We start from the raw sequence: 5,545 nt of genomic DNA on the forward strand, positions 1-5,545 counted from the left end.
CCCCCCGGCGCCCCCGGCATGCCGCCCGCCCCCGGGACGCCCGGCGCCCCCGGCATCCCCGGCCAGCAGGCATACACCGGTGTCCCCGGCACCCCGCAGACCCCCGGGGTCCTGGGCGCGCTCAACCTGTACAAGGAGAAGCCCACCGGTCAGCGCTGGACCCAGCAGAACGAGAAGCTGGTCCGCGTCGACCTCAGCGTCGGCGGCCAGCCCGTCCTCGCCCGCCAGGGCAGCATGGTCCTGTACCAGGGCAAGGTCGAGTTCGGCTACAAGGGCGCCGGCTTCAGCGGCCGGATCGTCGGCAACGCCACCGGCCAGGAGATGCAGCTGATGCGCTGCGGCGGCTACGGCCAGGTGTTCCTCGCGGAGAGCGCCGCCCACCTGCACACCGTGGAGCTCCAGGGCGACGCCCTGTGCGTGTCGGCGGAGAACGTGCTCGCCTTCGACGAGTCCCTCCAGTACGAGGTCCGCCGCGTCGAGGGCCACGGCATCCCCGGTGGCGCCCTGTTCACCATGCAGTTCCAGGGCACCGGCACGCTGGTCCTCAAGACGCACGGCGTCCCCGTGGTGCTGCCGGTCACGCCGACCACCTTCGCCGACGCCAACGCGGTGGTGGCCTGGTCGGCCGCCGCCCAGGTCATCGTCTCCAGTCAGGTGCGGATGCGGCGCAACGCCTACCCGGGCGACACCGGGGAGAGCGTCAACCTGCAGTTCCGGGGCGCCCCCGGCAACTTCATCGTCGTCCAGCCGTACGAGGTCTGAGGGAGCCCGTCATGAACCAGCAACTCGCGGGCCATGCCCCCGCACCCGTCGTCGCCCGCATGGAGAACCACGGGACCCACATGGCGAAGATCGCCATGCAGACCGGCCACGACGTGCTCGCCAGGGTGGGGTCGATGGTCGCCTACGAGGGCTTCGTGCAGTACGAGCCCAACCCGCCGGCCGTTCGGCAGATCGCCAAGGACTGGGTCACCGGCGAGGGCGCCGCGCTCATGCGCTGCCACGGCGACGGCATCCTGTACCTGGCGGACTACGGCGCCGACGTCGTCGTGATCAACCTCAACGGCGAGGCCATCTCGGTCAACGCCACCAACTTGCTCGCCTTCGACGCCCACCTGAAGTGGGGCGTCGAGCGGGTGAAGGGCATGGCCAAGTTCGCCGGCCAGGGGCTGTGGAACACCCGGATCGAGGGGCAGGGCTGGGTGGCGATCACCTCCCGCGGAACCCCCATCGTGGTCGACTGCGGCGGCGGCGAGGACGAGACCTACGTCGACCCGGACGCGCTGATCGCCTGGTCCCCGAACCTCAAGGTCAAGGGCAAGCGCAGCTTCAAGGCGTCCTCGCTGATCGGCCGCGGCAGCGGCGAGGCCTTCCAGATGGCCTTCTCCGGCCAGGGCATCGTCGTCGTCCAGCCGAGCGAGGACAGCACCGACCGACTCCGGATCCGGGGCTGAGGGGGAGAACGACCGATCATGCAGAGCTCGATTTTCGCCTACAACGAGCAGCAGACCCAGGAACCGTGGAGTCTGCAGAACAGCCAGATGCTCCGCGTCCTCGTCGACGGCAACAACGACGTCCTGGCCCGCAAGGGGTCCATGGTCGCCTACCAGGGCCTCGTCGAGTTCGACGCCGAGTACCGGACGGCCAACCAGCGCAACGCCCGCCGCCGCACCGGCGAGGGCCTCGACCTGATGCGCTGCCACGGTCAGGGCACCGTCTTCCTGTCCAACCTCGCGCAGTACATCCATGTGGTGGACGTCGACCAGGACGGCCTCACCGTCGACAGCTCCTACGTCCTGGCCATGGACTCGGCGCTGCACCACGAGGTCATCGCGGTCGACAGCCTGTACGGCATCTCCGGTTCGGGGAAGTACCAGCTCAACATCTCCGGCCGGGGCAAGGTCGCGCTGATGACCTCCGGCGCGCCGCTGATGCTCCAGGTCACGCCGGACCGGTACGTCAACGTGGACGCCGACGCGGTGATCGCCTGGTCGACCTCGCTGCGGGTGCAGATGCAGGCGCAGACCCACTCCTCGGGCGTCTGGCGGCGCCGCGGCAACACCGGCGAGGGCTGGGAGCTCAGCTTCATGGGCACCGGTTACGCGCTGGTGCAGCCCAGCGAGCTCCTGCCGCCGCAGAACGCGCAGATCGGCTCGGGCGTCGCCGCCCAGTTCGGCATGGGCCAGCAGGGCGCGCGGGGACAGAACCAGAACAACGTCTGGAACTGACGGCGTGCGAAGGGGGCGGCCACCGGTGCCGGTGGCCGCCCCCTTCGCCGTCGGGCCTCACAGCCGGGCGCGGGTGGCCTCCACCAGGCGGACCACCGAGGTGTCCGCGACGCCCGCGACCTCGTCGTAGCGGAACCAGCGCAGGTCCAGCGACTCGTCGCTGATGGCCTCCACCGCCCCGCCCGGCGCCAGCGCGGCGTACTGGACGTCCAGGTGCCAGGCGCAGGGCGTGTGGTGCCGGTCCAGCCGCACCGGAACCTCCTCCAGCAGGCGCAGCCCGGCGATGCCGGACTCCTCCGTCGCCTCACGCAGCGCCGCCCCGGCCAGGGTGGTGTCACCGGGCTCGCAGTGACCGCCCATCTGGAGCCACATCCGCAGCTTGCGGTGGAAGGTCAGCAGCACCCGGCCGCCCTCCGGGTCGATCACCAGGGCACTCGCCGTGACGTGCCCGTCGGAGCACGCGCGCCACATGCCGTCGGCGTGCTCGTCCAGGTGCTTCCGGTACAGCAGGCGGAGCTCCTCCTGGGAGTCCGTCGCGGTCTCCAGGCCGTCCAGCACCCGGACGGCGTCGTCGTGCAGGGTCACTCGGAGCCGTCGCCCTTCCGGTCGTCGCCGGCGTCACCGCCCGCGTCTCCCTTCGAACCGCCCGTCGGACCGTCCTTCGGGCCGCCCCCGGAACCGTCCCTCGGGCCGCCCTCGGATCCGTCCTCCGGACGCTCCGGGGCCTTCGCGCCGCCGGCCGCCTCGCCGAGCATCTTGTCCCACTCGGAGAAGTCCATGTGCTCCCGGTGGACGAACCCGTCCGGGTCGTCCAGGTCGGTGGCGGTGGGCAGCATGTCGGGGTGCGCCCAGAGCGCGTCCCGGCCGTCCACGCCGCGCGCGTCGGTCAGCGAGGCCCACAGCCGGGAGGCGTCCCGCAGCCGGCGCGGACGCAGCTCCAGGCCGATCAGCGTGGCGAAGGTCTGCTCCGCCGGGCCGCCGGAGGCGCGACGGCGGCGCAGCGTCTCGCGCAGCGCCCCCGCCGACGTCAGGCGCGGCGTGGCGGCGGCGTGCACCACCGCATCCACCCAGCCCTCGACCAGCGCCAGAGCCGTCTCCAGGCGGGCCAGAGCGGCCTTCTGCTCCGGGGTGTCCTCGGGCTGGAACATGCCCTGCTGGAGTGCCTCCTGCAGCTGCTCCGGGTTCTGCGGGTCGAACTGGCCGACCACGTCCTCCAGCTTCGAGGTGTCCACCTTGATGCCGCGCGCGTAGCCCTCGACCGCGCCGAACAGGTGCGACCGCAGCCACGGCACATGGGCGAAGAGCCGCTGGTGGGCGGCCTCCCGCAGGGCCAGGTAGAGGCGGACCTCCTCCTGCGGCACGCCCAGGTCCTTGCCGAACGTCTCCACGTTCCGGGGGAGCAGCGCCGCCTTGCCGGCCGGCCCGAGCGGCAGGCCGATGTCGGTCGAGCCGACGACCTCGCCCGCCAGCACGCCCACGGCCTGGCCGATCTGGGCGCCGAACATGGCGCCGCCCATCGAGCGCATCATGCCGAGCAGCGGGCCCGCCATGGCCTGCATCTCCTCGGGCAGCACCTGGCCCATGGCGGTGCCGACGCGCTCGGCGACCGGGTCGACGAGCTCCTTCCACGCGGGCAGGGTCGCCTCGACCCACTCCGCGCGGCTCCAGGCCAGGGTCGTCGCCGCGCCGGAGGGCAGGGAGGTCACCCCGTCCAGCCACACGTCGGCGAGGCGGACGGCCTCCTCGACGGCGGAGCGCTCGGCGGGGCCGATGCTGGCGTCCTTGGTTCCGTCCGGCGCGCCCTGGGAGACCGCCTGGCGGGCGATCTGCTTGGCCATGTCCCAGTTCACCGGGCCGCCCTCGTAGGAGAGCATCTGGCCCAGCTGCTGGAAGGCGGCGCCCAGATCGGCGGGGTTCATGCCACCGGCGTTCGGGGCCCCGAAGGACCCGAAAAGGGACGCGAACGGATTGTCCCCGCCCGCGCCACCGAAGCCTCCTGCTCCCGGCGCGCCGAAACCGAACGGGTTGGCCGGTTCCTGCCCGCCGCCGCTCTGCTGGTCCTTCTTCTTGCCCTCGTCGCCGTCGTCCGGCTCCTCCGGCGGAAGGCCGAATCCGAATGGATTGTCACTCACGGGGGTTCCTCGGCTGGTAGGGCCACCGGTTTTCCTCCGGCGGCGCGGCTGCCCGACAACACCACCCAGCGTAGACACCCCGGCCCGATAGAGCCTTGATGCTCCGCCGACCATCGGCCTGCGGCAGGATGGATGGCACCTGGTTCGTACACGCGGCACGCGCGTTCCTCTCGAGACAACCGCTGGAGACGCCTGGTGAGTTCCCCAGATCCGCAGGTTCGCGCAGCGCGAAACGCCCCGGCCGACGCGCCGTCGGCCCCTGCCCCCGGCACGCGGGGCCCGGTGGTGGCCGTCACCGGCGCGGCCTCCGGCGTCGGAGCGCTGCTGACCGAGCGGCTCGCCGCCTCGCCGGAGATCCGGCAGGTGGTGGCCCTGGACGAGCGGCGCGGCGACTGCGCCGCCGCGCTCTGGCACGTCCTCGACATCCGTGACCCGGCCCTCGCCGAGCGGCTGCGCGGGGTGGACGTGGTCGTCCACCTGGCGGTCGACCTCGACCTGGAGACCGACCCCGCGGCCCGCACCGCCTACAACGTGCGCGGGACCCAGACGGTGCTCACCGCGTCCGCCGCGGCCGGGGTGCGGCGGGTGGTGCTCTGCACCTCCGCCATGGTCTACGGGGCGCTGCCGGACAACGAGCTGCCGCTGGCCGAGGACGCCGAGCTGAGGGCCACCGCCGAGGCCACCGCCGTCGGCGACCTGCTGGAGATCGAGCGGCTGGGCCGCCGGGCGCCGCGTGCCCATCCGGGTCTCAACGTGACCGTGCTGCGGCCCGCCGTGCTGGTCGGCGGGGGCACCGACACGGCGCTGACCAGGTACTTCGAATCACCGCGGCTGCTGGTGGTGGCCGGGTCGCGGCCCGCCTGGCAGTTCTGCCACGTCGACGACCTGTGCTCGGCCCTGGAGTACGCGGTGCTGGAGAAGGCCGACGGCGAGCTGGCCGTCGGCTGCGACGGCTGGCTGGAGCAGGAGGAGGTCGAGGAGCTCAGCGGCATCCGCCGGATGGAGCTGCCGTCCGCGGTGGCGCTCGGCGCGGCGGCGCGGCTGCACCGGATCGGGCTGACGCCGTCCCCGGCGGGTGACCTGGCCTACACGATGTATCCGTGGGTGGTCAGCGGCAGCCGGCTGCACGACGCCGGGTGGCGGCCGCGCTGGAGCAACGAGGAGGTGCTCGCCGAGCTGCTGGCC

The 5,545-nt window shown here is 72.7% G+C and carries 6 protein-coding genes; 4 read left to right on the top strand and 2 right to left on the bottom strand.

Annotated features, from left to right (window positions below; genetic code table 11):
* From HW445_RS17090 to HW445_RS17100, 3 genes are all read left to right on the top strand, one after another.
* A partial coding sequence (locus HW445_RS17090) for an AIM24 family protein (protein ID WP_180221875.1) occupies window positions 1–762 on the top strand: 762 nt, incomplete at its 5' end.
* A gap of 11 nt (window positions 763–773) precedes the next feature.
* Entirely contained in the window at window positions 774–1,454 is a 681-nt protein-coding gene (locus HW445_RS17095) for an AIM24 family protein (RefSeq protein ID WP_151771365.1), read from the top strand.
* 18 nt (window positions 1,455–1,472) lie between these two features.
* Window positions 1,473–2,228 (top strand): AIM24 family protein, encoded by a 756-nt coding sequence (locus tag HW445_RS17100; protein WP_180221876.1) that lies wholly within the window; start codon window positions 1,473–1,475, stop codon window positions 2,226–2,228.
* 57 nt (window positions 2,229–2,285) lie between these two features.
* Here HW445_RS17100 and HW445_RS17105 read toward each other — a convergent pair whose 3' ends face one another.
* Window positions 2,286–2,813, bottom strand: coding sequence for an NUDIX hydrolase (locus HW445_RS17105; protein ID WP_180221877.1), 528 nt, complete (start codon window positions 2,811–2,813; stop codon window positions 2,286–2,288).
* The gene (locus tag HW445_RS17110; protein WP_180221878.1) at window positions 2,810–4,360 is read right to left on the bottom strand and encodes a zinc-dependent metalloprotease; all 1,551 of its coding nucleotides are present in this window, start codon (window positions 4,358–4,360) and stop codon (window positions 2,810–2,812) included. The genes HW445_RS17105 and HW445_RS17110 overlap by 4 nt, the downstream gene beginning before the upstream one ends.
* A gap of 195 nt (window positions 4,361–4,555) precedes the next feature.
* Here HW445_RS17110 and HW445_RS17115 point away from each other — a divergent pair.
* Window positions 4,556–5,545 (top strand): SDR family oxidoreductase (locus tag HW445_RS17115; RefSeq protein ID WP_180221879.1); only part of this gene is annotated, 990 nt, incomplete at its 3' end.

This window comes from Streptomyces sp. UH6 (genome assembly GCF_013421635.1).
In the GTDB taxonomy this organism is placed as follows: Bacteria; Actinomycetota; Actinomycetes; order Streptomycetales; family Streptomycetaceae; genus Streptomyces; species Streptomyces abyssomicinicus.

Bases quoted from the DNA above. Each gene is read 5' to 3' on its own strand.
- HW445_RS17095 (WP_151771365.1), top strand. From the start codon at position 774: ATGAACCAGCAACTCGCGGGCCATGCCCCCGCACCCGTCGTCGCCCGC.
- HW445_RS17100 (WP_180221876.1), top strand. From the start codon at position 1,473: ATGCAGAGCTCGATTTTCGCCTACAACGAGCAGCAGACCCAGGAACCG.